Annotated in this window: 21 protein-coding genes; 14 read left to right on the forward strand and 7 right to left on the reverse strand. The window is 64.1% G+C overall.

Going from position 1 to position 22540, the window contains the following annotated elements; genetic code table 11:
• The first annotated feature begins 1 nt into the window (after position 1).
• The 5 genes from IVA93_RS01130 to IVA93_RS01150 all read left to right on the forward strand — a co-directional run bounded on the left by IVA93_RS01130 (position 2) and on the right by IVA93_RS01150 (position 2796).
• Positions 2-475, forward strand: a complete 474-nt coding sequence (locus tag IVA93_RS01130) for a chemotaxis protein CheW (RefSeq protein WP_007598954.1) — start codon at positions 2-4, stop codon at positions 473-475.
• 31 nt (positions 476-506) lie between these two features.
• Positions 507-893 carry a response regulator gene (locus IVA93_RS01135; RefSeq protein ID WP_018456638.1) on the forward strand — a complete coding sequence of 129 codons (387 nt, stop codon included), beginning with the start codon at positions 507-509 and terminating at the stop codon, positions 891-893.
• Positions 894-952: 59 nt separating this feature from the next.
• On the forward strand, positions 953-1834 hold the full coding sequence (locus IVA93_RS01140; RefSeq protein ID WP_018456637.1) for a CheR family methyltransferase: 882 nt from the start codon (positions 953-955) through the stop codon (positions 1832-1834).
• Positions 1835-1836: 2 nt separating this feature from the next.
• Positions 1837-2151 carry a hypothetical protein gene (locus IVA93_RS01145; protein ID WP_018456636.1) on the forward strand — a complete coding sequence of 105 codons (315 nt, stop codon included), beginning with the start codon at positions 1837-1839 and terminating at the stop codon, positions 2149-2151.
• 141 nt (positions 2152-2292) lie between these two features.
• The gene (locus IVA93_RS01150) at positions 2293-2796 is read left to right on the forward strand and encodes a response regulator (RefSeq protein ID WP_018456635.1); all 504 of its coding nucleotides are present in this window, start codon (positions 2293-2295) and stop codon (positions 2794-2796) included.
• A 56-nt stretch (positions 2797-2852) separates the two neighbouring features.
• On the opposite strand, the gene IVA93_RS01155 is transcribed toward IVA93_RS01150, so the two are convergent.
• Positions 2853-3107, reverse strand: a complete 255-nt coding sequence (locus IVA93_RS01155) for a hypothetical protein (protein WP_018456634.1) — start codon at positions 3105-3107, stop codon at positions 2853-2855.
• A 184-nt stretch (positions 3108-3291) separates the two neighbouring features.
• Here IVA93_RS01155 and IVA93_RS01160 point away from each other — a divergent pair, with 184 nt between their 5' ends.
• The gene (locus tag IVA93_RS01160; RefSeq protein WP_018456633.1) at positions 3292-3927 is read left to right on the forward strand and encodes a response regulator transcription factor; all 636 of its coding nucleotides are present in this window, start codon (positions 3292-3294) and stop codon (positions 3925-3927) included.
• Positions 3928-4044: 117 nt separating this feature from the next.
• Here IVA93_RS01160 and IVA93_RS01165 read toward each other — a convergent pair whose 3' ends face one another.
• The 3 genes from IVA93_RS01165 to IVA93_RS01175 form a co-directional block, all read right to left on the reverse strand.
• Positions 4045-7641, reverse strand: a complete 3597-nt coding sequence (locus IVA93_RS01165) for a PAS domain S-box protein (RefSeq protein WP_247789627.1) — start codon at positions 7639-7641, stop codon at positions 4045-4047.
• Positions 7619-8047, reverse strand: a complete 429-nt coding sequence (locus IVA93_RS01170) for a response regulator (RefSeq protein WP_018456631.1) — start codon at positions 8045-8047, stop codon at positions 7619-7621. Before IVA93_RS01170 ends, IVA93_RS01165 begins: the two co-directional genes overlap by 23 nt.
• A 201-nt stretch (positions 8048-8248) precedes the next feature.
• On the reverse strand, positions 8249-8965 hold the full coding sequence (locus IVA93_RS01175; RefSeq protein WP_018456630.1) for a GntR family transcriptional regulator: 717 nt from the start codon (positions 8963-8965) through the stop codon (positions 8249-8251).
• A 94-nt stretch (positions 8966-9059) separates the two neighbouring features.
• Between IVA93_RS01175 and IVA93_RS01180 the strand changes: the two genes are divergently transcribed.
• From IVA93_RS01180 to IVA93_RS01205, 6 genes are all read left to right on the forward strand, one after another.
• Positions 9060-10079 carry an ABC transporter substrate-binding protein gene (locus IVA93_RS01180; RefSeq protein WP_018456629.1) on the forward strand — a complete coding sequence of 340 codons (1020 nt, stop codon included), beginning with the start codon at positions 9060-9062 and terminating at the stop codon, positions 10077-10079.
• Positions 10079-10840, forward strand: a complete 762-nt coding sequence (locus IVA93_RS01185; RefSeq protein ID WP_018456628.1) for an ABC transporter ATP-binding protein — start codon at positions 10079-10081, stop codon at positions 10838-10840. The genes IVA93_RS01180 and IVA93_RS01185 overlap by 1 nt, the downstream gene beginning before the upstream one ends.
• An 11-nt stretch (positions 10841-10851) precedes the next feature.
• Positions 10852-11709: an ABC transporter permease gene (locus IVA93_RS01190; protein WP_085348860.1), complete on the forward strand. Its 858-nt coding sequence runs from the start codon at positions 10852-10854 to the stop codon at positions 11707-11709.
• Complete coding sequence (araD, locus tag IVA93_RS01195; protein ID WP_018456626.1) at positions 11706-13445, forward strand: L-arabinonate dehydratase; 1740 nt, start codon at positions 11706-11708, stop codon at positions 13443-13445. Before IVA93_RS01190 ends, araD begins: the two co-directional genes overlap by 4 nt.
• 10 nt (positions 13446-13455) lie before the next feature.
• Positions 13456-14175, forward strand: a complete 720-nt coding sequence (locus tag IVA93_RS01200; protein WP_247789629.1) for a ribonuclease activity regulator RraA — start codon at positions 13456-13458, stop codon at positions 14173-14175.
• A gap of 82 nt (positions 14176-14257) precedes the next feature.
• Entirely contained in the window at positions 14258-15349 is a 1092-nt protein-coding gene (locus IVA93_RS01205) for an SMP-30/gluconolactonase/LRE family protein (RefSeq protein WP_018456624.1), read from the forward strand.
• Between the two features lie 110 nt (positions 15350-15459).
• Here IVA93_RS01205 and IVA93_RS01210 read toward each other — a convergent pair whose 3' ends face one another.
• Positions 15460-17559: a S9 family peptidase gene (locus IVA93_RS01210; RefSeq protein ID WP_247453400.1), complete on the reverse strand. Its 2100-nt coding sequence runs from the start codon at positions 17557-17559 to the stop codon at positions 15460-15462.
• A 148-nt stretch (positions 17560-17707) separates the two neighbouring features.
• Between IVA93_RS01210 and IVA93_RS01215 the strand changes: the two genes are divergently transcribed.
• Complete coding sequence (locus IVA93_RS01215; protein WP_018456622.1) at positions 17708-19144, forward strand: MBOAT family O-acyltransferase; 1437 nt, start codon at positions 17708-17710, stop codon at positions 19142-19144.
• On the forward strand, positions 19144-20250 hold the full coding sequence (locus IVA93_RS01220; RefSeq protein ID WP_018456621.1) for a hypothetical protein: 1107 nt from the start codon (positions 19144-19146) through the stop codon (positions 20248-20250). The genes IVA93_RS01215 and IVA93_RS01220 overlap by 1 nt, the downstream gene beginning before the upstream one ends.
• Before the next feature lie 160 nt (positions 20251-20410).
• Here the strand turns inward: IVA93_RS01220 and IVA93_RS01225 are convergent, their stop codons facing one another.
• Both IVA93_RS01225 and IVA93_RS01230 read right to left on the reverse strand, forming a co-directional pair.
• Positions 20411-21598, reverse strand: a complete 1188-nt coding sequence (locus IVA93_RS01225; protein WP_018456620.1) for a pyridoxal-phosphate-dependent aminotransferase family protein — start codon at positions 21596-21598, stop codon at positions 20411-20413.
• A gap of 107 nt (positions 21599-21705) precedes the next feature.
• Positions 21706-22446, reverse strand: a complete 741-nt coding sequence (locus tag IVA93_RS01230) for a thermonuclease family protein (protein WP_026233211.1) — start codon at positions 22444-22446, stop codon at positions 21706-21708.
• Positions 22447-22540: the final 94 nt, after the last annotated feature.

Here is a 22540-nt window from a genome sequence, read left to right on the forward strand (position 1 = left end):
CATGACCAAGAAGACCCAGTCCGGCGAAGGCGCCATGGTCGAATACGTCACCGCGATGATCGGCGGCCAGCTGTTCGGCCTGCCGATCTCCCGCGTCCAGGACGTGTTCATGCCCGAGCGCGTCACCCGCGTGCCGCTGTCCTCGCGCGAGATTGCGGGCGTGCTGAACCTGCGCGGCCGCATCGTCACCGTGGTCGACATGCGCGCCCGGCTCGGCCTGCCCAAGCCCGAGGACGGCAAGATCCCGATGGCGGTCGGCGTCGATCTGCGCGGTGAATCCTACGGCCTCCTGATCGACCAGATCGGCGAAGTGCTGCGGCTCGCCGAGGACGGCATGGAAGAAAACCCCGTCAATCTCGACCCCCGCATGGCCAAGCTCGCCGGCGGTGTCCACCGTCTCGACGGCCAGCTCATGGTCGTCCTCGACGTCGATCGCGTCCTCGAACTCAAAACCGAAGTGCAAATGGCTGCGTGAGCCCCAAAAACATCGAAGCCGGAGAACCCAAATGAAGACGTGCTTGGTGGTCGATGATTCCAGCGTCGTGCGCAAGATCGCACGCCGGATCCTGGAAGGCCTGCAATTCGAAGTCACGGAGGCCGAGGACGGCTCCAAGGCGCTCGAGGTCTGTCAGCGCAAGCTGCCCGACGCGGTGCTGCTGGACTGGAACATGCCGGTGATGGACGGCTTCGAGTTCATGGGCCACATGCGCCGCCTGCCGGGCGGCGACCAGCCCAAGGTTGTATTCTGCACCACCGAAAATAACGTGGCTCATATCGCTCAGGCGCTCAGCGGCGGCGCCAACGAGTACATCATGAAGCCCTTCGATAAAGACATCATCGCCGACAAATTCGCAGAAGTCGGCTTGATTCCGGTCGGACAAGCCATGGTCTGAGTGTCTGGCGGAGTGTTCCAGCCAGAGTGTTCCCAGTACAGCTTCCGAGAGGCCTATCCGTGACCCCGACCGAGTATGATTATCTGCGTAAGTTCCTGAGGGATCATTCCGGGCTCGATCTGTCCGCAGACAAGCAATATCTGATTGAAAGCCGGCTGTTGCCGCTGGCGCGCAAGGCCGGGATCTCCGGCATCGGCGAGCTCGTGCAGAAGCTGCAAGGCGCTGGCTCGGGCGCGCTCGTCACCAGCGTGGTCGAGGCGATGACCACCAACGAGACCTTCTTCTTTCGCGACAAGGTCCCGTTCGATCATTTCCGCGACACCATCATGCCGGAGATCATCAAGGCCCGCGCCGGCCGCCGCAGCGTCCGCATCTGGTGCGCCGCCGGCTCCACGGGGCAGGAGCCCTATTCGCTCGCGATGAGCCTAAAGGAGATGGGTGCGGCCCTAACTGGCTGGCGCGTCGAGATCATCGCGACCGACCTGTCGCAGGAGGTGCTCGAGAAGGCCAAGGCCGGCATCTACAGCCAGTTCGAAGTGCAGCGCGGACTGCCGATCCAGATGCTGATGAAATATTTCAAGCAGATCGGCGAGACCTGGCAGATCAATCCCGAGCTGCGGGCGATGATCCAGCACCGGCAGCTCAATCTGCTGCACGATTTCGCTCAGCTCGGCACCTTCGACGTCATCTTCTGCCGCAACGTGCTGATCTATTTCGATCAGGACACCAAGATCAACATCTTCAACCGGCTGGCTCGCCAGATCGAGGGAGACGGCTTCCTGGTGCTGGGCGCGGCCGAAACGGTGGTCGGACTGACCGACACGTTCAGGCCGATTCCGGAGAAGCGCGGTCTCTACAAGCCGAACGACCCGCGCGCGGCGGCCGCCAAGCCGGTTCTTGCCGGCGCAGCGCCGCGCCTAGCGGTCATGGCGGGACGATAGGCATGGCCGAGGATGGCAAAGGCGCGGAACGCGTGACGTTCAGTCGCGGCTATGATGTCTGCATCATGGCCATCGACGGCACTTGGCGCCGCGACTGCAAGCTCAACGCGATCTCCGACACCGACGCCATCCTGACGGTGGAAGGCTCGATTCAGGGCCTGAACCTCAAAGAGTTCTTCCTGCTGCTGTCGTCCACCGGCCTTGCCTACCGCCGCTGCGAATTGGTGCGCGTCAACGGCGTCGAAATGGACATTCAATTCCTGCGGGGCAAGAACCGGAAGAAGCGGGCCGTCGGTGGCCGTGACGAGGCGGCGTGATCTTCACGTGCGTCGCGTCGCCGTTTTCCGCGACGTTGGTTCGCATTTGCTGAAACATCCGACTGAATTTGCCGTCGCGGCTTTACGTCGCCTAAGCGCGAACGGTGTATCCATTGCCGGTCTCAATCTCAGGATACGGCAATGCCCAGAAGCTCTTTCTCCTCTCTCCCGTCAAACCTGCCCGACGCCGCCGAGCGGCGCGCGCTTCAGCTTCTGGTGGTCGATGACGACGGCACACAGCGCAGCCTGATCACGATCGCGGCCAAGCAGGCCGGCCACGAGGTCACCGTGGCGCCGTCCGTGGCCGAAGCGATCGAGAAACTCCGCACCGCGCGCTTCGACTGCGTGACACTCGATCTCGTGCTAGAGGATGGCGACGGCATGGACGTGCTGGGCGAGATGGCCAAGGCGAAATTTGGCGGCGCCGTGATCGTCGTCAGCGGCATGGACGGCAAGCGCCGCAGCGCCGCCCGCAGCTTCGCCCGTTCCGTCGGGATCGAGCTCCAGAGCCTGCCCAAGCCGCTGGATCTGGCCGCGTTGCGCATCAGCCTCGCCAATCTCGGCAAGACCGCGATGGGCCTGCCGGCGATCCACACCTGGGGCGGTGTCGCCACCGACGCGATCGTGGAGCGGCACCGCGCCTGATCCGCGGCCGGCCATGCGATGAAAGAATGCGGTCGCCGCGTCGCAGCGATCGCGATCTACAGCGTACCGCTGGCCTCTGACAGGCATTCCAGGGCGTGGCCAAGGCCCGCCCGGCAGGCGTCGAGCGCGGCGATCGCCCTGGCATACCGGGGTGTGACATCGTCGAGCACGAAGACGTCGGCGGAACTTTCCGGATCGCTCCCGTGTTCTTGAGCCATGGCTGTGGCGGTCCGGCGCATGCTGCTCTCGATCTGCGAGATCAGCACGCGAAGGTCGGCCGCAATCAGCTCACGGCTCTCGACTTCGGGCATTGCCACGAAAGGCGGTAGCGGCCAAAATTAGCATGGATATTCTCCGTCCTCTGCAATTAGGCGCCTCGCCGCTACTTGTGCGTCAAGTTCATGTCCCGTACAAATACGGTGGGCCGAATCCGCGCCGAACGCCATAACGGTTGGGGCGGACGCGAGTCCTTCATGCCAACCGGATGTGTGGCACATGGCCGAACAAAGCTCTCGCGGTGAAATCTTCGTGGTCGACGACGACGCTGCCGTTCGCGACACCTTGTCGATGGTGTTGAAGGCGGCGGGCTATGAGGTGATCTGTTTTGCGGACGGCGCAGCATTGCTCTCCGTCGCGCGAAGCCGCACACCTGCAGCGGTCCTGCTCGACGTGCACATTCCCGGCAAGTCCGGGCTCGATATTCTCAATGAGCTGCACGGCGAGGACTATCCGGCACCGATCTTCATGATCTCCGGACAGGGCGATATCGCGATGGCGGTCGGGGCCATCAAGAGCGGCGCGCTCGACTTCATCGAGAAGCCGTTCCGCGGCAGTGAGATCGTCGGCCGGCTCGACGAGGCGATCGACGCCTATGCCCGCAGGCAGTCGGAGAACGCAGCGCCGAAGTTCGGCTCGCTGCATTTCCCCGGGCGCGAGCCGTTGACGCGCAGGGAGCGCGAGGTGCTTGAGCAGTTCGCCGCCGGCGCTTCCAACAAGGAGGCCGGCCGCACGCTCGGCATCAGCCCGCGCACCATCGAGGACCATCGCGCCAACATCATGAAGAAGCTCGGTGCGCGCAATGCCGCCGATCTGATCCGGATCGTGATGACCGCGGCGCAGCGCGCGTCGTAAATTCCGTGGGCGACATTTCGTAGCCCGGATGAGCGAAGCGACTTCCGGGACCTGGCTCGTGGTGTTCCCGGGTATCGCTTCGCTCACCCGGGCTGCGGGCTCTCACCCGACGCGCCATCAACTGTTCAACGCCGTGCGGATGGCCCGCGCCAGATCCGATTTGCGATAGGGCTTCGCTAGCAGCAGAACGCCCGAATCCAGCCGGCCGTGATGGATGATCGCGTTCTCGGTATAGCCGGACGTGTAGAGCACCCGGAGATCGGGACGCGTTCTCTGCAGTTCGTCGGCGAGCTGCCTTCCGTTCATCTTGCCGGGCATGATGACGTCGGTGAACAGGAGGTCGAACGGTTTTCCGGCGGCGACGATTGCGAGCGCCTCCGCGGCGTTCGCAGCCTGCAAGGTGACGTAGCCGAGCGAATGCAGCTGTGCCAGCACGTAGTCGCGCACCAGCCGGTCGTCCTCGACCACAAGGATCGTCTCGTGTCCGCCCTCGATGGTCGCCGGCGTCACGCCCTCGCCGACCGCCGTCGGCGTCTTGCCGGGCGGCAGGTACATCTTGATCGTGGTGCCGTGGCCTTCCTCGCTGTAGATCTTGATATGGCCCGCCGACTGCTTGATGAAGCCGTAGACCATCGAAAGCCCGAGTCCGGTGCCCTTGCCCGGTCCCTTCGAGGTGAAGAAGGGGTCGAACACCCTGGCCAGCATGTTGGCGGGAATTCCGCTGCCGGTGTCGCTCACGGCGATCAGCACGTAGTGTCCCGGCGGGACGTCGTTGACGCTGGCATAGACCTCGTCGAGATAGGCCGCGCCCGTCTCCACGATCAGCTTGCCGCCGCCCGGCATGGCATCGCGGGCATTGAGCGCGAGGTTGAGGATCGCGGTGGTGAGCTGGCTGGGATCGACGATCGCGACGCAGTTCTCGTCCTCGAACACCGATTCGATATGGATCTGCTCGCCCAGCGTCGGCCGCAATAATTTCGCCGTGTCGATGATCAGCGCGTTGACGTCGATCTCGCGCGGCTGGAGCGGCTGCTTGCGCGCAAACGCCAGCAGGTGCTGCGTCAGCTCGGCGCCACGCCCGGCGGCCTCGTCGATCATCTTCGTGATCGCCGCGAGCTCCGGCTCGTTGGCCACCGCGTCGGCCAGGATCTCGATCGTTCCGGTGATGACGGTGAGAATGTTGTTGAAGTCGTGCGCCACGCCGCCGGTGAGCTGGCCGACCGCCTCCATTTTCTCGGCCTGGCGGATGCGCTCGTCGGCCGCGATCTTGTCGGTCAGGTCGCGGTAGAACGAATTGAAGAGAACGCCTTCGCGTCGCTGGAGCGCCGTGACGCTGAGCTCGGCCCTGAACTCCTTACCGTCGCGTCGCCGCACCAAAAGTTCGCGCCGTGGATTAGCCAGCGATTGTTGCTCGGATTCGAGAAAGAGCTTCAGTCTGGCCCTGACGCTTTCGCGCTCACTGGGGGCGACGAAAAGCTCAATCGCATTCTTGCCGATCGCCTCCTCACGGGTCCATCCGAAGAGCTTCTCGGCCTGCGAGTTCCAACTCAGGATGGCCCCGGTGTGGTCCGTCTGGGTGAAAGCATCGAGCGAGGTCTCGACGATGTTGCGCGCAAGCTGTTCGCTCTCCCGCAAGGACTCCTGTGCAAGCCTCGCTTCTGTCATGTCGCGCCCGACAAAGAAGTAGCGCTGGGCGTGGTCGGACCAGCTGCCGAGCCAGGACAGCCAGACCTCACGACCGTCCTTGTGGAAGCAGCGGGTGTCCGCGAGCTTCAGCCGCTCGCCGCGCCTGAGCGCGCGCATCTCGTCGCGCGACTGGTCGAGATGGCCGGAATGAATGAAATCGGCGCCGCTGCGGCCGATCATCTCCTCCGGCCGGTAGCCGAGAATGGCCTCGCTGCTCGGACTGATCTGCGCGATGTGGCCGCGCGCGTCCATCACCATGATCAGATCCTGGGAGGTCTCGAAGATCTGTCGCCGTTCCTCGAGCTGCTGCTGCAGCGCCCGCTCGGCCCGTCGCGCCTCGGTCAGGCTGCGCGCGGTGCCGGAGGCGCCCACGATCTCGCCCGATGGGCCCCTGATCGGCGACAGGCTGAGTGAGATTTCGACCGGCGTGCCATCCTTGCGCAGGCGCACCGTCTCGAACCGTTTCATCGGTTCACCTCCGGCGATCCGCCGCAAATAGTCCTTGCCTTGCTCGCGTCGGTCGGGTGGGACGATGATCGAGGTGGATTTCCCGATCGCCTCATTCGCCGAATAGCCGTAGAGGCGCTCGGCGGCGGCATTCCAGCCGGTGATGATGGCGTCGAGCGATTGCATCACGATCGCTTCGTCGGAGGATTCGACGGCGGCGCTGAACAAGCGCTCGCGCGCTTCATGATGGCTTCGCGCGGCCTCGGTGCGGCGATGCTCCTCGATCTCGCGTTCAAGCGCGGTCGTCTTCGCTCTCGTTTCTTCGACCATTTGCGCGAATGCCCGCGCCAGCACGCCTGTCTCTCCGCTCGCATCGACGGGAATCTCGGCGCGCCGTCCGCTGCCGATCGCTTCCACCGCCGCGGTCAGACGCCCGATCGGCCGCGTCAATGAGCGCGCCAGCAGTACCGCAAGCAAAGCTGCGGCAAGGACAGCAAGCAGGCCGACCAGTGAGGAGGCTTTTTGAATGGCCGCCGGAACGCTACTGAACACGGATGGTGGGGCCGTCTCGATGACTGCCAACCACTCCTTGCCGGCCAGCAGTGCCGGTGCGAGCGCCGCTCCACTCGGCCGGCCCGCTTGGTCGCTCGTAAGCTGCGTGGATCCTTGCGGCAGGCCGGCCCGGGCTGCAAAGAAAGGAAAGTCCCGGCGCCAATCGTTGGCGTTGCCAAGCAATGCACCGAATTCCCGCGCACGATCAGGGTGGACAAGATAGTCGCCACGCGAATTCACGACATAGATTTCTCCTCCTGCGCTCGTGGTCGAGCGGACGCGGTCGAGCGCAGGACGCATGTCGATATTGGCGATGACGATGCCGAACGGCTTGCTATCAGGCGTGAACAGCGGAGTCGCGACGCGCAACGTCGGAATGTGAGGGTCCGTGGTTCCTCCCTGCCGCGTGGCGAGATCGACGGGCGAAACATAGATGTCGCCCGGCGCCAATCGAATCGTCTCCTGGAAGTAGGTTCGGTCGCTCTTGCGTTCCAGTTCGCCGTCGGGGACGATCCGTGCTGTTCCGTTCGGGCCGGCGCGATCGACGCGGACCAACTCGCGCTGGTCGTCGTCAAGGCCGATGATTCGAAATTGCCCGTAGCTCGGTTTCGCGTCGATCTCGGCTGCGAGCCGGGCTGCGATGCGCTCGCGCCAGGTTTGCTCGGAAACGCCGTCGACATCGTCGAGGCCTCCACCGATGTGGGCACGGATCAGGCCGTTGATGGCCGCGGCGGAGCGATAACCGAGCAGATCGCCGCGCGCGCCGGCAACGTAGGATTCAAGATGGGTGGCCAGCAGGCTCGACTGGGCTTCAATCCGTTCCAGGACCCGCGGAATGACGGCCTGGGTGATATTGCGATAGCCGAGCCAGCCGACTGCGGCCACGGTGACCGCCACCAGCAGGATCATCGCGATGGCGAGCCGCGTAGCGAGTGTCATGGGGAAATCTGCACCGCTTCCTGAATGGCCGTGCCCGCGCTCGGTTGGAACAGAATGAAGGTTCTTGTCATCGGCGGCCGGTGCTGACATCCGGATTCCTCACCGATGCCGTCCGCGCCGCGTCCAGGCAGCCAGCGACCGCGGCGAGCAGCGCGTCGGCCCGGAACGGCTTCTGCAAGCTCGCCACCGCGCCGAGCTTGGTCGCCATCTTGAGGAAGTCCGGCTCCGCATGGGCGTCCGGCGTGAACGAACGGCCGGAAATGACGACGATCGGAATCGCCGGCTGCAGCGCCCGGATGTGGCGCATCGTCTCCAGGCCGTCCATGCCGGGCATGAAGATGTCGAGAAAGAGAAGGTCGAACTGGCCGGCCTCGAACAGCGCAAGTCCCTTGCGGCCGTCTCCGGCGACGGTGATTTGATGACCGGCCCTCTCCAGGAGCAGCCGAATCGTCATCTGCACGGCCGGATCGTCATCCACGATCAGGATGTTGGCCACGTCTGGTATCCTCCCGGGCCGGATGGGGTGTCCCAGCGACCGCAAATCAAACCATCAACTCTGAAATTGTTGCGCGGATTGCATCTGGCCTGCAAGCACTTCGCCATCGATCCCAAGATTGCTCGCAAAAGGCGAACTCGGTTGCGTCAATTTATGCACGGTGACGTGCACAAGCGCTCGCGACAACCGCGCGCCATATGCCTAGTCGGTCAAATATTCCGGATAGTGGCTTCGGATCGTGTCGAGCTCGCTCAACGTGCCCGACAGGTGCTTGCGCAGATGCTGTTGCGCAGCATCGGCGTCGCCGGCCTCGATCGCGCGCGTGATCAGCTTGTGGTGGCGGACGATGTTCTGGGCCTTGCCGGGTGAGGGCAGATGCATCCGGCGCAGCCGGTCGATATGTCCGCTACGGCTGCGCACCAGCGTCCAGAGTTCCTGCTTGCCGGCCGCGGCATAAAGCTGCGCGTGAAAATCATTGTCGCCAGCGATGAAGCTCTCGAAGTCTCCGGCCTTGGCGAATTGCTGCTGGAGCGCGATCGTGTGGTCGAGGCGTATGACCAGGGCTTCGCCGTGCTGCTGCGCGAGCAGCCGGACGATTTCGAGCTCCAGCGCCTGGCGCAGGAAATGGGCCTGCTCGGCCCGACCGACGTCGACGCGGCTGACGACGGTGGCGTGCTGCGGAAACACGTCGACCAGCCCTTCTTCCTCGAGCCGCATCAAGGCGTCGCGGATCGGCGTCGAGCTGACGCCGAATTGTGCGGCGAGATCCGTGCGCGACAGCGGCGAGCCCGGCGGCAATTCGAGCGCGAGAATGGCATTGCGCAGCCGCTCGAATACTTGCGGTGCGGCCTGCCGGGCCCGGTCGAGCCGCGCGCCGGGGCGGGGGGCTACGCGGGGCGCGGGTTCGGCTGGTTCCATGCGAAGCGCTCCGGCCAGCTTGCCTTTGATACACTAATGCATTAGTGCATTAGCAAGATCGCTCGTCAATGGCGGCCGGAGGAAACGAACAACAATGATCAAGCAATTTCAGTGTGGCCTCACGGCCGTCGCCCTGATCGCCGCAGCGGCGCTGACGGCTTCGCCAGCAAAGGCGCAGCAGAAGTCCGAGATCTCGCTGTCTCGCCAGCCCGGCATTTTCTACATGCCGAGCCACATCATGGAAAAGCAGAAGCTGATCGAGAAGCACGCCGCTCAGCTCGGGGTGGCCGGCGTCACCACCAAATGGGTCACCTTCTCCGGCGGCGGTGCGCAGACCGATGCGCTGCTCGCGGGCGGGGTCGACATCCTCAACACCGGCACCGGCAATCTGCTGCTGCTGTGGGACCGCACCCGCGGCGGCGTCAAGGGCATCGTCGCGACCTCGGCGCAGCCGATGACGCTGATCAGCCGCGACGCCAACATCAAGTCGATCAAGGATTTCGGCCCCAACGACAAGATCGCCGTGCCGACCGTAAAAGTCTCGACCCAGGCCATCGTGCTCCAGATCGCCGCCGCCGAAGCCTTTGGTCCCGACCAATGGTCGAAGCTGGACGTCAACACGGTGCAGCTCGGTCATCCCGACGCCTATGCGGCGCTGTCCAACGCCAAGCACGAGGTGCACACCCATTTTTCGATTCCGCCGTTCACCTTCCTCGAGCTGAAGAACGTGCCGGGCGCGCATGTCGTGCTGTCGTCGCCTGACGTGATGGGCGGCCCGCTCAGCCAGGCGCAGTTCTTCACCACCACGAAGTTCGCTGATGCCAACCCGAAAATCATCCAGGCCGTGCGCGATGCGACCAAGGAAGCTCAGGATCTGATCCGCAGCGACACCAGACAGGCGGTCGAGATCTACAAGGAGATCACCGGCGACAAGACCTCGGTGGAAGAGCTGCTCGATCTCCTCCAGGAGCCCGGCATGATGGAGTGGAATCTCGAACCGCAGGGCACGATGAAATTCGCCGCCCATCTGTTCAAGACCGGCACGCTGAAGACTCAGCCCAAGGCCTGGACTGATTATTATCTGCCCGTCGCCCACGATCTGAAGGGCAACTGATGGCGCTGCTCGACGTCAGCTCCGTGACGCTGCGCTACAAGACCTCCAGCGCCGTCGTCACGGCGACCGAACGGGTCAGCTTCACAGTCGACAGGTCCGACCGCTTCGTGCTGCTCGGGCCGTCCGGCTGCGGCAAGTCGACCCTGCTCAAGGCCGTCGGCGGCTACATGGCGCCGAGCGAAGGCCGCATGACCATCAACGACCGCGAGATTCGCGGTCCCGGCGCCGATCGCATGATGATCTTCCAAGAGTTCGACCAGCTGCTGCCTTGGAAAAGCGTGCTGGCCAACGTGATGTTTCCGCTGCTGACCGCGCGAAAATTGTCGCGCAAGGATGCCGATGCGCGGGCGCGGGCCTATATCGAGAAAGTGGGCCTCACCCGCGTGGTCGACGCTTATCCGCACACGCTCTCCGGCGGCATGAAGCAGCGCGTCGCGATCGCGCGCGGCATGGCAATGGAGCCCGACATCCTACTGATGGACGAGCCGTTCGCCGCGCTCGACGCGCTGACGCGGCGAACCTGCCAGGACGAGCTGCTCCAGCTCTGGAGCGAGACCAAATTCACCGTGCTGTTCGTGACCCACTCGATCGCGGAAGCGATCCGCATCGGCAACCGCATCCTGCTGTTGTCGCCGCATCCCGGCCGCGTCAAGGCCGAGGTGGTCGACGTCGACAAGGTCTCCAATGACGATGGCAGTGCCGGCCGGCTGGAGAAGGAGATTCACGATCTCCTGTTCGCCTCCGAAGCAACGGCGCATTGAGGGAGCCTCTCATGGGCGAAGCGAGAATAATGCTGCGTGACGCGCCGGTCGTCGGCAGCGCAGCCGAGGTCGAGCGCAAGCTGAGCGTGCCCGAGCTGTTGTGGAACGACGGCTTTGTCCGCAAGACCGTCATCATCCTGTTCCTCGCGGCGGTCTGGGAGGCCTACGGCCTCGCCCTCGACAATCCCCTGCTGTTTCCGACGCTGCACGACACGATCCTCACGCTCTACGATCGCGTCAAGGACGGCACGATTCCCATGCGGGCCTGGGCTTCGCTAAAAGTGCTGTTCATGGGCTATTCAGCCGGCATCGCGCTCGCCGCGATCTTCACCGTGCTCGCGATCTCCACCCGCATCGGCACCGATTTCCTTGAGACGGTCACGGCGATGTTCAATCCGCTGCCGGCGATCGCGCTGTTGCCGCTCGCTTTGATCTGGTTCGGTCTCGGCAACGGCAGTCTGGTGTTTGTGCTGATCCATTCGGTGCTGTGGCCGGTCGCGCTCAACACCCATTCGGGCTTCAAGAGCGTGTCCAACACGCTGCGCATGGTCGGCCGCAATTACGGCCTTCGGGGATTGCCGTACGTGGCGAAAATCCTCATCCCCGCCGCGTTCGGCTCGATCCTGACCGGCCTCAAGATCGGCTGGGCCTTTGCCTGGCGCACGCTGATCGCGGCCGAGCTGGTGTTCGGCGTGTCGTCGGGGCAGGGCGGGCTCGGCTGGTTCATCTTCGAAAACCGCAACCTGCTCGACATACCTGCGGTCTTCGCCGGCCTCTTGACGGTGATCATCATCGGGCTTTTTGTCGAAAACCTGATCTTCCGCGCCATCGAGCGGAACACCGTGCAGAAATGGGGCACCCAATCATGACCAAGAAGAAACTAACGCCCGACCAGCTCCGCAGCGCGCGCTGGTTCGCACCCGACGATCTCCGCTCGTTCGGCCATCGCTCCCGCACCATGCAGATGGGCTACGCGCCGGAGGAGTGGAAGGACCGCCCGATCATCGCGATCCTCAACACCTGGTCGGACGCGCAGCCCTGCCACATGCACTTCAAGTCGCGCGTTGACGACGTCAAGCGCGGCATCCTGATGGCCGGCGGCCTGCCGCTGGAGCTGCCGGCACTGTCGCTGTCGGAATCGCTGCTCAAGCCGACCACCATGCTCTATCGCAATCTGCTGGCGATGGACGCCGAGGAGCTGTTGCGCAGCCATCCCGTCGACGGCGTGGTGCTGATGGGCGGCTGCGACAAGACCACGCCGGCGCTGCTGCTGGGTGCGACCTCGATGAACATCCCGGCGATCTATCTGCCGGCAGGTCCGATGCTGCGCGGCAATTGGAAGGGCAAGACGCTCGGCTCGGGCTCGGACGGCTGGAAATACTGGGACGAGCGGCGCGCCGGAAAAATCTCCGACAAGGACTGGCTCGACATCGAGGCCGGCATTGCGCGCAGCTACGGCACCTGCATGACCATGGGCACGGCTTCCACCATGACCGCGATTGCAGAGGCGATCGGCATGACGCTGCCGGGCGCGTCCTCGATTCCCGCCGCTGATGCCAACCATATCCGCATGGCCTCGGAATGCGGGCGCCGTATCGTCGAGATGGTCTGGGAAGATCTGACGCCGAAGACAATCCAGACCCGCAAGGCGTTCGAGAACGCGATTGCAGTGGCGATGGCGATGGGCTGTTCGACCAACGCCATCATCCATCTGATCGCGCAGGCCCGCCGCGCCGGTCTCGACATCGGCCTCGACGATTTCGAGATTGCGAGCCGCAAGGTGCCCGTCATCGCCAATGTGCGGCCGAGCGGCGATGCCTATCTGATGGAGGACTTCTTCTATGCCGGCGGCCTGCCGGCGCTGATGGGGCAGATCAAGCCGCATCTGCATCTCGACTGCATCACCGTCACCGGCCTGACGCTGGGCGAGAATATCGCGCATGCCGAGGTCCACAATGACGATGTGATCCGCTCGATCGACAATCCCATCTACAAGGAAGGCGCCCTCGCGGTGCTCAAGGGCAATCTCGCACCCGACGGCTGCGTCATCAAGCCGTCGGCCTGCGCGCCGCGCTTCCTCAAGCACACCGGGCCGGCGCTGGTGTTCGACGACTACCCTTCGATGAAGAAGGCGGTCGACGATCCCGATCTCGACGTCACCGAAGACCACATCCTCATCCTTCGCAACGCCGGGCCGCAGGGCGGGCCGGGCATGCCGGAATGGGGCATGCTGCCGATCCCGACAAAACTCGTGAAGCAGGGCGTGCGCGACATGGTGCGAATCTCGGATGCGCGCATGAGCGGCACCAGCTACGGCGCCTGCATTCTGCACGTCGCCCCCGAATCCTATGTCGGCGGACCGCTCGCGCTGGTGCGGAACGGCGACCGCATCACGCTCGACGTCGCCACCCGCACCATCAATCTCGACGTGTCGGAAGCCGAGCTCGACAAGCGTCGCGCCGCCTGGAAGCAGCCCGAGCGCCGCTTCGAGCGCGGCTATGGCTGGATGTTCACCAAGCACATCAAGCAGGCCAATGACGGCTGCGACTTCGACTTCCTCGAGACCGATTTCGGCGCGCCGATCGGCGAGCCCTCGATTTACTAGAGAGCGTGACATGACCAAACTTGCCGAGGCCACCCGCAACAAGCTCAAATCCGTCTCCACCGCCACCGTCGCAACCGCGTTGTTCAAGCGGGGCCTGCGCATCCAGATGATCCAGGATGTGCACCCGCTCAGTGCCGACCAGCCGACCATGGTCGGTGAAGCCTTCACGCTGCGTTATATGCCGGCGCGCGAGGATCTCAACACCATCGAGGTTTTCAAGGACCGCTCCCATCCGCAGCGCAAGGCAGTCGAGGATTGCCCGGCGGGCCACGTGCTGGTGATGGACAGCCGCAAGGACGCGCGCGCCGCGTCCGCCGGTGCAATCCTGGTCACGCGCTTGATGAAGCGCGGCGTCGCCGGGGTCGTCACCGATGGCGGTTTTCGCGACTCGGCCGAGATCGCCAAGCTCGGTATCCCCGCCTACCACCACCGCCCAACCGCGCCGACCAATCTGACGCTGCATCACGCCATCGAGATCAACGTGCCGATCGGCTGCGGGGATGCGCCGGTGTTTCCCGGCGACGTCATTCTCGGCGACAGGGACGGCGTGATCGTGATCCCTGCGCATCTCGCTGAGGAGATCGCCAACGAGACCTTCGAGATGACCGCGTTCGAGGACTTCGTCACCGAGGAAGTCAACAAGGGCCGCGGCATTTTCGGTCTCTATCCGGCAACGGACCCACAGACGCTGACCGACTTCGCCGCATGGCGGAAGGCGAACGGAAGGTAAAGGCCGCGCGCCGACACCAAGCATATCAAGAAACAGGCCGGCCGCAGCAAGCGCCGGCCTTAAATCACCCAGGGAGGACTCCATGAATTTCACGCGACGCAACCTCTTGGCCGGCGCCGGCGCTGCGGCCACCTCCGCGCTCCTCGCCCACGCCGCCGGTGCCCAGTCGTTTCCGTTCGCGCCGAACCAGCGCTACCCCGATCCCGCCGTTCAAATCCTCGATCCCAGTTTTGGAAAGTACCGGCTCTATTCCTCGACGCTCGAGCAGGTCGCAACCGGCATGCGCTGGGCGGAAGGCCCCGCCTATTTTCCCGAAGGCGGCTATCTGCTGTTCTCGGACATTCCCAACAACCGGATCATGAAGTTCGACGAGAAGACCGGGCAGACCAGCGTGTTCCGCGCCAACGCGAACTACGCCAACGGCAACGCGCGCGACCGCCAGGGTCGCCTCGTCAGCTGCGAGCACTCGGTGACCCGCCGCATCACCCGCACCGAGAAGGACGGCAAGATCACCGTGCTGGCCGAGAAGTTCGAGGGCAAGCGGCTGAACGCGCCGAACGACATCGTGGTGAAGTCCGACGACAGCATCTGGTTCACCGACCCGCTGTTCGGCATCAACGGCGAGTGGGAGGGCAAGAAGGAAAAGGCCGAGCAAGCCACCACCAACGTCTACCGCATCGCTAAGGACGGCAAGCTCAGCGCTATGCTGACCGACCTCGTCAATCCGAACGGCCTCGCCTTTTCGCCTGACGAGAAGAAGCTCTACGTGGTCGAGTGGAAAGGTACGCCCAACCGCAGCATCTGGAGCTATAGTGTCGGTGACGACGGTTCGCTCAGCGGCAAGACCAAGCTGATCGACGCGGCTGACCAGGCCTCGCTCGACGGTTTTCGCGTCGACCGCGACGGCAATCTCTGGTGCGGCTGGGGCTCCAACGGTGCGCTGCAATCCGAGCCGACCGACATCGCCGGCCGCAAGGTTTATCAGCTCAAGGCCAAGTCGGAGGATCTCGACGGCGTGATGGTGTTCAACGCAGAGGGCAAGCCGCTCGCCTTCATCAAGCTGCCCGAACGCTGCGCCAATCTCTGCTTCGGCGGGCCGAAGAACAATCGCCTGTATATGGCAAGCAGCCACTCGGTGTATGCGCTGTATGTGGAGGCGCATGGGGCCGTGTGAGGCTTCGCCTCTCTCGAGGCCGTAGCCCGGATGGAGCGCAGCGCAATCCGGGGCTGTGATGTCGTCTGCACTAATCCCGGATTTCGCTGCGCTCCATCCGGGCTACGAAGTCACGCCTCCGCCATCCCCGCCGCCCACAGCGCGAACGCATAGACGATCGCGACTTCATCGAGCCGGTTGAAGCGTCCCGATGCGCCGCCGTGGCCGGCGCCCATGTTGGTGCGGAGCAGGACCGGGCCGCCGCCGCTCATGGTCGCGCGCAGGCGCGCGATCCATTTGGCGGGCTCCCAATAGGTGACGCGCGGATCGGTCAACCCGCCCATCGCCAGGATCGCGGGATAGTCTTTCGCCGCGACATTGTCGTAGGGCGAATAGGACAGGATGGTGCGGAAATCCTTCTCGCTCTCGATCGGGTTGCCCCATTCCGGCCATTCCGGCGGCGTCAGCGGCAGCGTGTCGTCGAGCATCGTGTTGAGCACGTCGACGAACGGCACTTCGGCGACGACGCCGGCGAACAATTCGCCGGCGCGGTTCGCCACCGCGCCCATCAGCATGCCGCCGGCCGAACCGCCGTGGCCGACAATGCGCTTTGCACTGGTGTACTTCGCATCGATCAGCGCGCGTGCGCTGGCGGCAAAATCGTCGAACGAATTGGTCTTCTTCTCGCGCTTGCCGTCGAGGTACCAGCCCCAGCCCTTGTCGGCGCCGCCGCGGATATGGGCGATGGCATAGACGAAGCCACGGTCGACCAGCGACAGGCGGTTGGCGCTGAACGAAGCCGGCATCGCCATGCCGTAGGAGCCGTAGCCGTAGAGCAGCAGCGGCGCCGCGCCGTCGAGCGTGAGTCCGCGGCGATGGAGGATCGAGACCGGCACCTCGGCGCCGTCATGCGCTTTCGCCATGATGCGGGTGGTGACGTAGTCGCTCGCATTGTGGCCGGACGGGATCTCCTGCCGCTTGCGAAGGGTGCGCGTGCGCTTGACCATGTCGTAATCGTAGACTTCCGACGGCGTCGTCATCGACGAATAGGCGAAGCGCAAATTGGTCGTCTCGAATTCGTAGGAGCCCATCGTATCCAGCGAATAGGCCGCTTCGTCGAACGCGATCGCGTGCTCCTCGTTCGAGGCGAGGTCGCGGATCACGATGGACGGCAGCGCGTTGGCGCGCTCCAGCCGCACCATGTGGCCGGCATAGAGATCGAGGTCGATGATGTAGATGCCCGGGCGATACGGGATCAGATCGCGCCAGTTCTTGCGCTCGGGTGAGGCGAGCGGCGCGGTGACGATCTTGAAGTCGATGGCATGGTCGGCGTTGGTTAGGATGAAGAGTTCGTCGCCACGGTCGGCCAGCGAATATTGCACGCCTTCCTTGCGTGCCGCGACCAGGCGCGGCGGTGCGTCGGGGTGGGCGAGGTCGATCAGCCGCTGCTCGCAGGTCTCGTGGTCGCCGCCCGCGATCACGCAGAAGCGGCCACTGGTGCTCTCTTGCAGATGGGTGAACCAGCCGGAATCCTGCTCCTCGTAGACCAGCGTGTCGTCGGCTTGCCCAGTGCCGAGCTTATGCCGCCACACCTGCATCGGGCGGTGGTTGTCGTCGAGCTTCACGTAGAAGAACGACGTCGCATCCTTGCTCCAGACCACGCCGCCGTCGGTCTCCTCGACGACGTCGTCGAGGTCCTTGCCGGTCGCCCAGTCGCGCACGCGGATGGAGAAATACTCCGAGCCCTTGGTGTCGGCGCTCCAGGCCTGCAGCCTGTGGTCGTTCGAGTGCCGGCTGCCGCCGAACTTGAAGTATTCATGGTCCTTGGCGAGCGCATCGCCGTCGAGCACGATGTGGCCCTCGCCGCCGTCGCGCGGCATACGGCCGAACAGCTCGTGCTGACCGCCCTCGCGGAATTTGCGGAAATAGGCGAAAGGACCATCCGGCGACGGCACGCTGGAATCGTCCTCCTTGATCCGCCCCCGCATCTCGCGCACCAGCGTTTTCTGGAGCGCCGCGGTATGGCCGAGCAGGCTCTCGGTGTAGCCATTTTCTGCGTCGAGATATTTGCGGATGTCGGGATCGAGCACCGCGGGGTCGCGCAGCACCTCCTGCCATTTCTCGTCCTTCAACCAGGCATATTCATCCGTCACGGTGATCCCGTGTCGCGTGAAGGAATGCGGCCGGCGCGGCGCGAGGGGGGGCAGGGAAGGTGTTTTGGCTTGTGTCACTCGATCCTCATTCAGATGCGTGTTTCACCTTATATCGTCCCGCTTCCGTGAATTGCCAGCGTCGCTGCGGGCGTCGTCGCCGGGTTGTTGACGGGCCGCTTGTATGCTTTAGGGGCCGGGTCTTTAGTCCTGCCGCCGGTCCAGCCTGATGTTGTTCAATTCCTACCCGTTCATCCTGCTGTTCCTGCCGGCCGCGCTGGCTGGCTATTTCTGGCTCGGGCGGCGCAGCAATCTGGCCCCGGTGATCTGGCTGGCGGCGGCCTCGCTCACCTTCTATGCCATTGGCAACTGGCAGTTCGTGGCCCTGTTGCTGCTATCGATCGCCTTCAACTACGGCATAGGCCACCTCCTCATCGTGGCCAAGCTTACTTCGTCGCAACGAAAGGTGGCACTGGCCCTCGGCGTCGCCGGCGATCTTCTCGTACTTGGCATCTTCAAATATGCCGGCTTCGTCACCGAGAACGTCAACGCGCTGGCCGGCACGCACTTTGCGGTCCACATCCTGCTGCCGGTCGGCATCTCCTTCTACACGTTCACCCAGATCGCGTTCCTGGTTGACGCCTGGCGCGGGCAGGTCGCGGCCTACGCGCTGCCACACTATGCGCTGTTCGTGACCTACTTTCCGCATCTGATCGCGGGGCCAATCCTTCACCACAAGGACATGATCCCGCAATTCGAGCGGGAGGAAACCAAGCATCCGCATGCGCATCTGATCCTGTGCGGCCTCATCATCTTCGCAATCGGCCTGTTCAAGAAGACCTGCCTTGCCGACGGCATCCAGCCGCTGGTCGCGCTCGCCTTCGATGCGCGCGCGCCGAGTTTTGATCAGGCCTGGCTCGGTGCACTCGCCTACACGTTCCAGCTCTATTTCGACTTTTCCGGCTATTCCGACATGGCGATCGGGATATCGCTGATGTTCGGCATCTTCCTGCCGGTCAATTTCAACTCGCCCTACAAGGCCACCAGCATCGTCGAGTTCTGGCGCCGCTGGCACATGACGCTGTCGCACTTCCTGCGCGACTATCTCTACATCCCGCTCGGGGGCAACAGGCGCGGGCGCGTGCTGCGCTACATCAACTTGCTGCTCACGATGCTGCTCGGCGGGCTCTGGCATGGCGCGGCCTGGACTTTTGTCATTTGGGGCGCCCTGCATGGCGCCTATCTCTGTATCAATCACGCTTTCAACGCGCTGGTGCCGAATGTTCCGAAGTGGCTCGCGCACCCGACGCGTGTCGCCGGAGCCGTGCTGACATTCCTCGCCGTCGTTGTCGCCTGGGTCTTCTTCCGTGCCGAACGGGTCGATTGGGCAATGCGGATTGTGAATGCGATGGCCGATCCCTCCAACATCGTGTTCGGCCGCGAGGAGATTGCGGCGTCGGTGATGGTCACGATCTATGCCGCGCTGGTGTGGCTGGCGCCGAACACGCAAGGACTCATGGGGTACGACCACGCCAATCGCAGGGTCGGCGACGGCCTGATGTCCGGACGGATGCGGCCGCTGGTCCTCTATGGTGCGTCGCTGGTGCTTGCGTTCGGGATTTTGGGTATCCAGAGCCACAGCGAATTCATCTATTTCCGGTTCTGATGCGCGGCGCGTTCACAAATCCAGGGCGTCTTCTCCTCGCGAGCATCGCGTGCGTGCTGGGCGCGGCTGCGCTCACCTATGTCATCGATCCCCTGCAACTGTTTCGGCCTTCGCGTCTCGTCGCGCCGTTCTATTCCGATGACACGCGCGTGCAGAATGCCGGGCTGATCCGCAGCCAGTCGTTCGATACCGCGTTCATGGGCACCTCGCTCGCGATCCATTTCCGCCAGAGCGACATCGACCATGCCCTCGGCGTGCACTCGCTCAAGCTGGCGATGACCGGCTCCAATTCGTGTCAGCAGGGCTTTGTGCTCGAGCAGGCCATCGACCGCGGCGCGAAGCGCGTGATCTGGGCGATGGACGACTTTATCTTTGTCGATGCTGCCGACATCGAGACCGATCCTTATCTCGCTGCCGATCTCTATCGCGGGACGGCAAAGGGGATCGCGTCCTATCTGTTCAGTGCGGCGATGGCGAAGGAATCCCTGTTCGCATTGCTGCGGTCGGTTCCGCCGCTGCGGGAGCCGCTGACCCGGGCGGCGCCTTTTCTGCCCGTCAAGTTTGCGCTTGAAGACGTCGACGACATTTATGCGTTGCCGCGCGATATCGACGTCGCGCGCGCCTATAATGCGAAAAGGACGCTCGCGGCTTTCGCCTATATCACCGATCCCGTGCGCAGCCGTTTTCTCGGCGAAGGCTATCGTTACGACGCGATGGTCCGGCATTTCGAGCGTGACGCCGTCGGCCTGATCGCGCGCCATCCGGACGTGACCTTCGACATCTACTTCCCGCCCTATTCGATCCTGCAATTCGTCGCGATGCGCGACGCTTCGCCTGCGACGCTGAAAATCGTCACGGACCTCACGGCCGTCATTGCGCAGCGCCTGACGCAGCTTCCCAATGTGCATCTGTACGATTTCCGGGCGATCAAGGACGTGACGCACGACCTCGACAATTACGGCGACGTCATCCACCATTCGCCGGTGATCGATGCGAAGGTGCTGTCGTGGCTGGCGCGTGGGGAGTATCGGGTCGATCCGACGGCGCCACTTGCCTCGCTGGACGCGTTGAAGGCGCAGGTCGCGGCGTATCGGTTCCCGCGCTGACTTCCCCTCTCCCCTTGTGGGAGAGGGTGGCTCGCCGCGTTAGCGGCGAGACGGGTGAGGGGTATCTATCCGCGAGTCCGGCAGTTGCGATTGCGGAGACAACCCCTCATCCGGCGCTTCGCGCCACCTTCTCCCACAAGGGGAGAAGGAAAAAAGAGGCTTACACCGCCACCTCTTCGCCGAGATAGGCAACCGCCGCTTCGAGCCCGCCTTTGCCGTGCGGGATCTTCAGCGCGTTCAGCCCGATCTCGATCACGCCCAACGTGCCGAGCAGCATCGGGGCGTTGACGTGGCCCATATGGGCGATGCGGAAGGCTTGTCCCGAGAGATCGCCGATGCCGGTGCCGAGCACGACGCCGCACTTCTCCTTGCAATAGCGTTGCAGGATTGCCGGATCGTGGCCGTTGCTCATGGTCACCGTGGTCACGGTGTTGGAGCGTTCGCTGGCTTCGGCGACGTTGAAGCCGAGCACCTGGCCTTCCGACCACGCGCCGACCGCGCGGCGTGCGGCCTCGCCGAGCAGGCTGTGACGTCGGAAGGCGTTCTCCAGTCCTTCCTCGTGCAGCAGGTCAATGGCCTGGCGCAGCGCGAACAGCAGATGCACCGGCGCGGTGCCGGCATATTTGCGATAGTGCTCGCTGCCCTCGCGCTCGCTCCAGCTCCAATAGGGCGTGCTCATGTTGGCGGTCTTCTGCACCTCGCGCGCGCGCGCGTTGGCCGCGACGAAGCCGAGGCCGGGCGGCGTCATCAGGCCCTTTTGCGAGCCCGACATCGCGACGTCGATGCCCCATTTGTCCATCTCGAACGGCATGCAGCCGAGCGAGGCCACAGTGTCGACCATGTACAGCGCCGGATGGCCGCTGGCCTTGATCGCCTTGCCGATCGCCTCGATGTCGTTCTGCACGCCTGAGGCGGTGTCGACCTGGACGACGACGACGGCCTTGATGGTGTGCTCCTTGTCGCGGCGCAGGCGCTCCTCGACCTCGTGCGGCCGCACCGCGCGGCGCCAGTCGCCCTTGAGCACCTCGACCTCGGCACCCATCAGCGCCGCGGCATGGCCCCAGCCGATCGCGAACCGTCCGCTTTCGAGCACCAGCACCTTGTCGCCGCGCGACAGCACGTTGCTCAATGCTGCTTCCCAGGCGCCGTGACCGTTGGCGATGTAGATGTAGGACTTGCCCTTGGTGGCAAACAGTTTCGAGATGTCACTGAGCAGGCTCTCGGTCAGATCGGTCATCTGTTTGGAGTAGATGTCGATCGCCGGACGATGCATCGCCCGCAGCACCTCGTCGGGCATATTGGTGGGCCCGGGGATGGCCAGAAATTCCCGGCCCGCGCGAACGGTCATTGCTGTTGGTCCTTGTTGCCTGAGAATAGGATGGTGGGTCGCTGATTCACACTTTTACGCGGCGCCGCGGTGCAAGAAAAGGCCGGAAAACGCAGGTCTGACGTGGGTTATCTCTTAGTCTCGCGGCAGCCCGCATCCTCGGCTTCCTCCACCGAGCAGAACCAGCGCGTGCCCTTGCTGATCTTCATCTTGATCTGCGCATACCAGCGGCTGGTCGGCCGGTGATAGATGCACTCGCCGGCGCTGTTGACGTTGCCCTTGATGGTGCAGTCCGGCGAGGGCGCGACCGGGCCCGAAGCCGAAGCGAGCAGGATCGCATGTGCGCCATCGGGCGGCTTGGTGGCGCCGAGGATGGTGGTCTTCTTGTTGCGCTCGCGCCAGTCCCAGGGCGCGATGAAGGCGCCTTGCCACATGCCGGCTTTTGCCTCCCGCGCGGCGGCATCATCGGCTTCGTAGTCGCGCGAGACGCGGGTGTAGGCCAGCGCCCAGCCTGCGCGCACCAGCCATTTCTGGATATCCTCGCCGCCGACGTCGCAGCGCGCCACGGTGCGGCCGCGCCGGTCGATCGACCGCGCATGGCAGACCCAGGTCTTGCCGTCGGCGTATTTGGCGAGCTCGTCGCGGGCCGCGATGCCGCAGGTCCAGCGCTCGCCCTTGTTGTTGAGGCAGAGCTGGTCGACCGCGGGGGCGTCGATGCCGCCGAGCCTGATCCGCGTGTTGCCGATCACCACCGCGTCGCCGGCGCGGACCTTCGCTGTGCCGGTGATGTCGGCGGCCCGCGCCGGCGATGGCAAGCCGGACAAGGAGAAGCCAAGCAATGACAGCGCAATCAGGGGTTTTCGCAACATGCCGGCCCGCGTGTGATGAAAACTGCGATAGACCTCGCAATTGTGGTCGGCTTTTGTCCGCTCGGCCAGCATATGCCTGGCAATTGGGCTTTCA

This window comes from Bradyrhizobium sp. 155, assembly GCF_023101105.1.
Classification (GTDB): domain Bacteria; phylum Pseudomonadota; class Alphaproteobacteria; order Rhizobiales; family Xanthobacteraceae; genus Bradyrhizobium; species Bradyrhizobium canariense_D.

Coding starts and splice junctions, on each gene's coding strand:
- IVA93_RS01155 (WP_018456634.1), bottom strand. CDS start 3,107: ATGCCCGAAGTCGAGAGCCGTGAGCTGATTGCGGCCGACCTTCGCGTG.
- IVA93_RS01175 (WP_018456630.1), bottom strand. CDS start 8,965: ATGGAACCAGCCGAACCCGCGCCCCGCGTAGCCCCCCGCCCCGGCGCG.
- IVA93_RS01160 (WP_018456633.1), top strand. CDS start 3,292: ATGGCCGAACAAAGCTCTCGCGGTGAAATCTTCGTGGTCGACGACGAC.
- IVA93_RS01190 (WP_085348860.1), top strand. CDS start 10,852: ATGGGCGAAGCGAGAATAATGCTGCGTGACGCGCCGGTCGTCGGCAGC.
- IVA93_RS01145 (WP_018456636.1), top strand. CDS start 1,837: ATGGCCGAGGATGGCAAAGGCGCGGAACGCGTGACGTTCAGTCGCGGC.
- IVA93_RS01230 (WP_026233211.1), bottom strand. CDS start 22,446: ATGTTGCGAAAACCCCTGATTGCGCTGTCATTGCTTGGCTTCTCCTTG.
- IVA93_RS01215 (WP_018456622.1), top strand. CDS start 17,708: ATGTTGTTCAATTCCTACCCGTTCATCCTGCTGTTCCTGCCGGCCGCG.
- IVA93_RS01130 (WP_007598954.1), top strand. CDS start 2: ATGACCAAGAAGACCCAGTCCGGCGAAGGCGCCATGGTCGAATACGTC.
- IVA93_RS01185 (WP_018456628.1), top strand. CDS start 10,079: ATGGCGCTGCTCGACGTCAGCTCCGTGACGCTGCGCTACAAGACCTCC.
- IVA93_RS01180 (WP_018456629.1), top strand. CDS start 9,060: ATGATCAAGCAATTTCAGTGTGGCCTCACGGCCGTCGCCCTGATCGCC.
- IVA93_RS01150 (WP_018456635.1), top strand. CDS start 2,293: ATGCCCAGAAGCTCTTTCTCCTCTCTCCCGTCAAACCTGCCCGACGCC.
- IVA93_RS01200 (WP_247789629.1), top strand. CDS start 13,456: ATGACCAAACTTGCCGAGGCCACCCGCAACAAGCTCAAATCCGTCTCC.
- IVA93_RS01165 (WP_247789627.1), bottom strand. CDS start 7,641: ATGTCAGCACCGGCCGCCGATGACAAGAACCTTCATTCTGTTCCAACC.
- IVA93_RS01205 (WP_018456624.1), top strand. CDS start 14,258: ATGAATTTCACGCGACGCAACCTCTTGGCCGGCGCCGGCGCTGCGGCC.
- IVA93_RS01135 (WP_018456638.1), top strand. CDS start 507: ATGAAGACGTGCTTGGTGGTCGATGATTCCAGCGTCGTGCGCAAGATC.
- IVA93_RS01220 (WP_018456621.1), top strand. CDS start 19,144: ATGCGCGGCGCGTTCACAAATCCAGGGCGTCTTCTCCTCGCGAGCATC.
- IVA93_RS01225 (WP_018456620.1), bottom strand. CDS start 21,598: ATGACCGTTCGCGCGGGCCGGGAATTTCTGGCCATCCCCGGGCCCACC.
- araD (WP_018456626.1), top strand. CDS start 11,706: ATGACCAAGAAGAAACTAACGCCCGACCAGCTCCGCAGCGCGCGCTGG.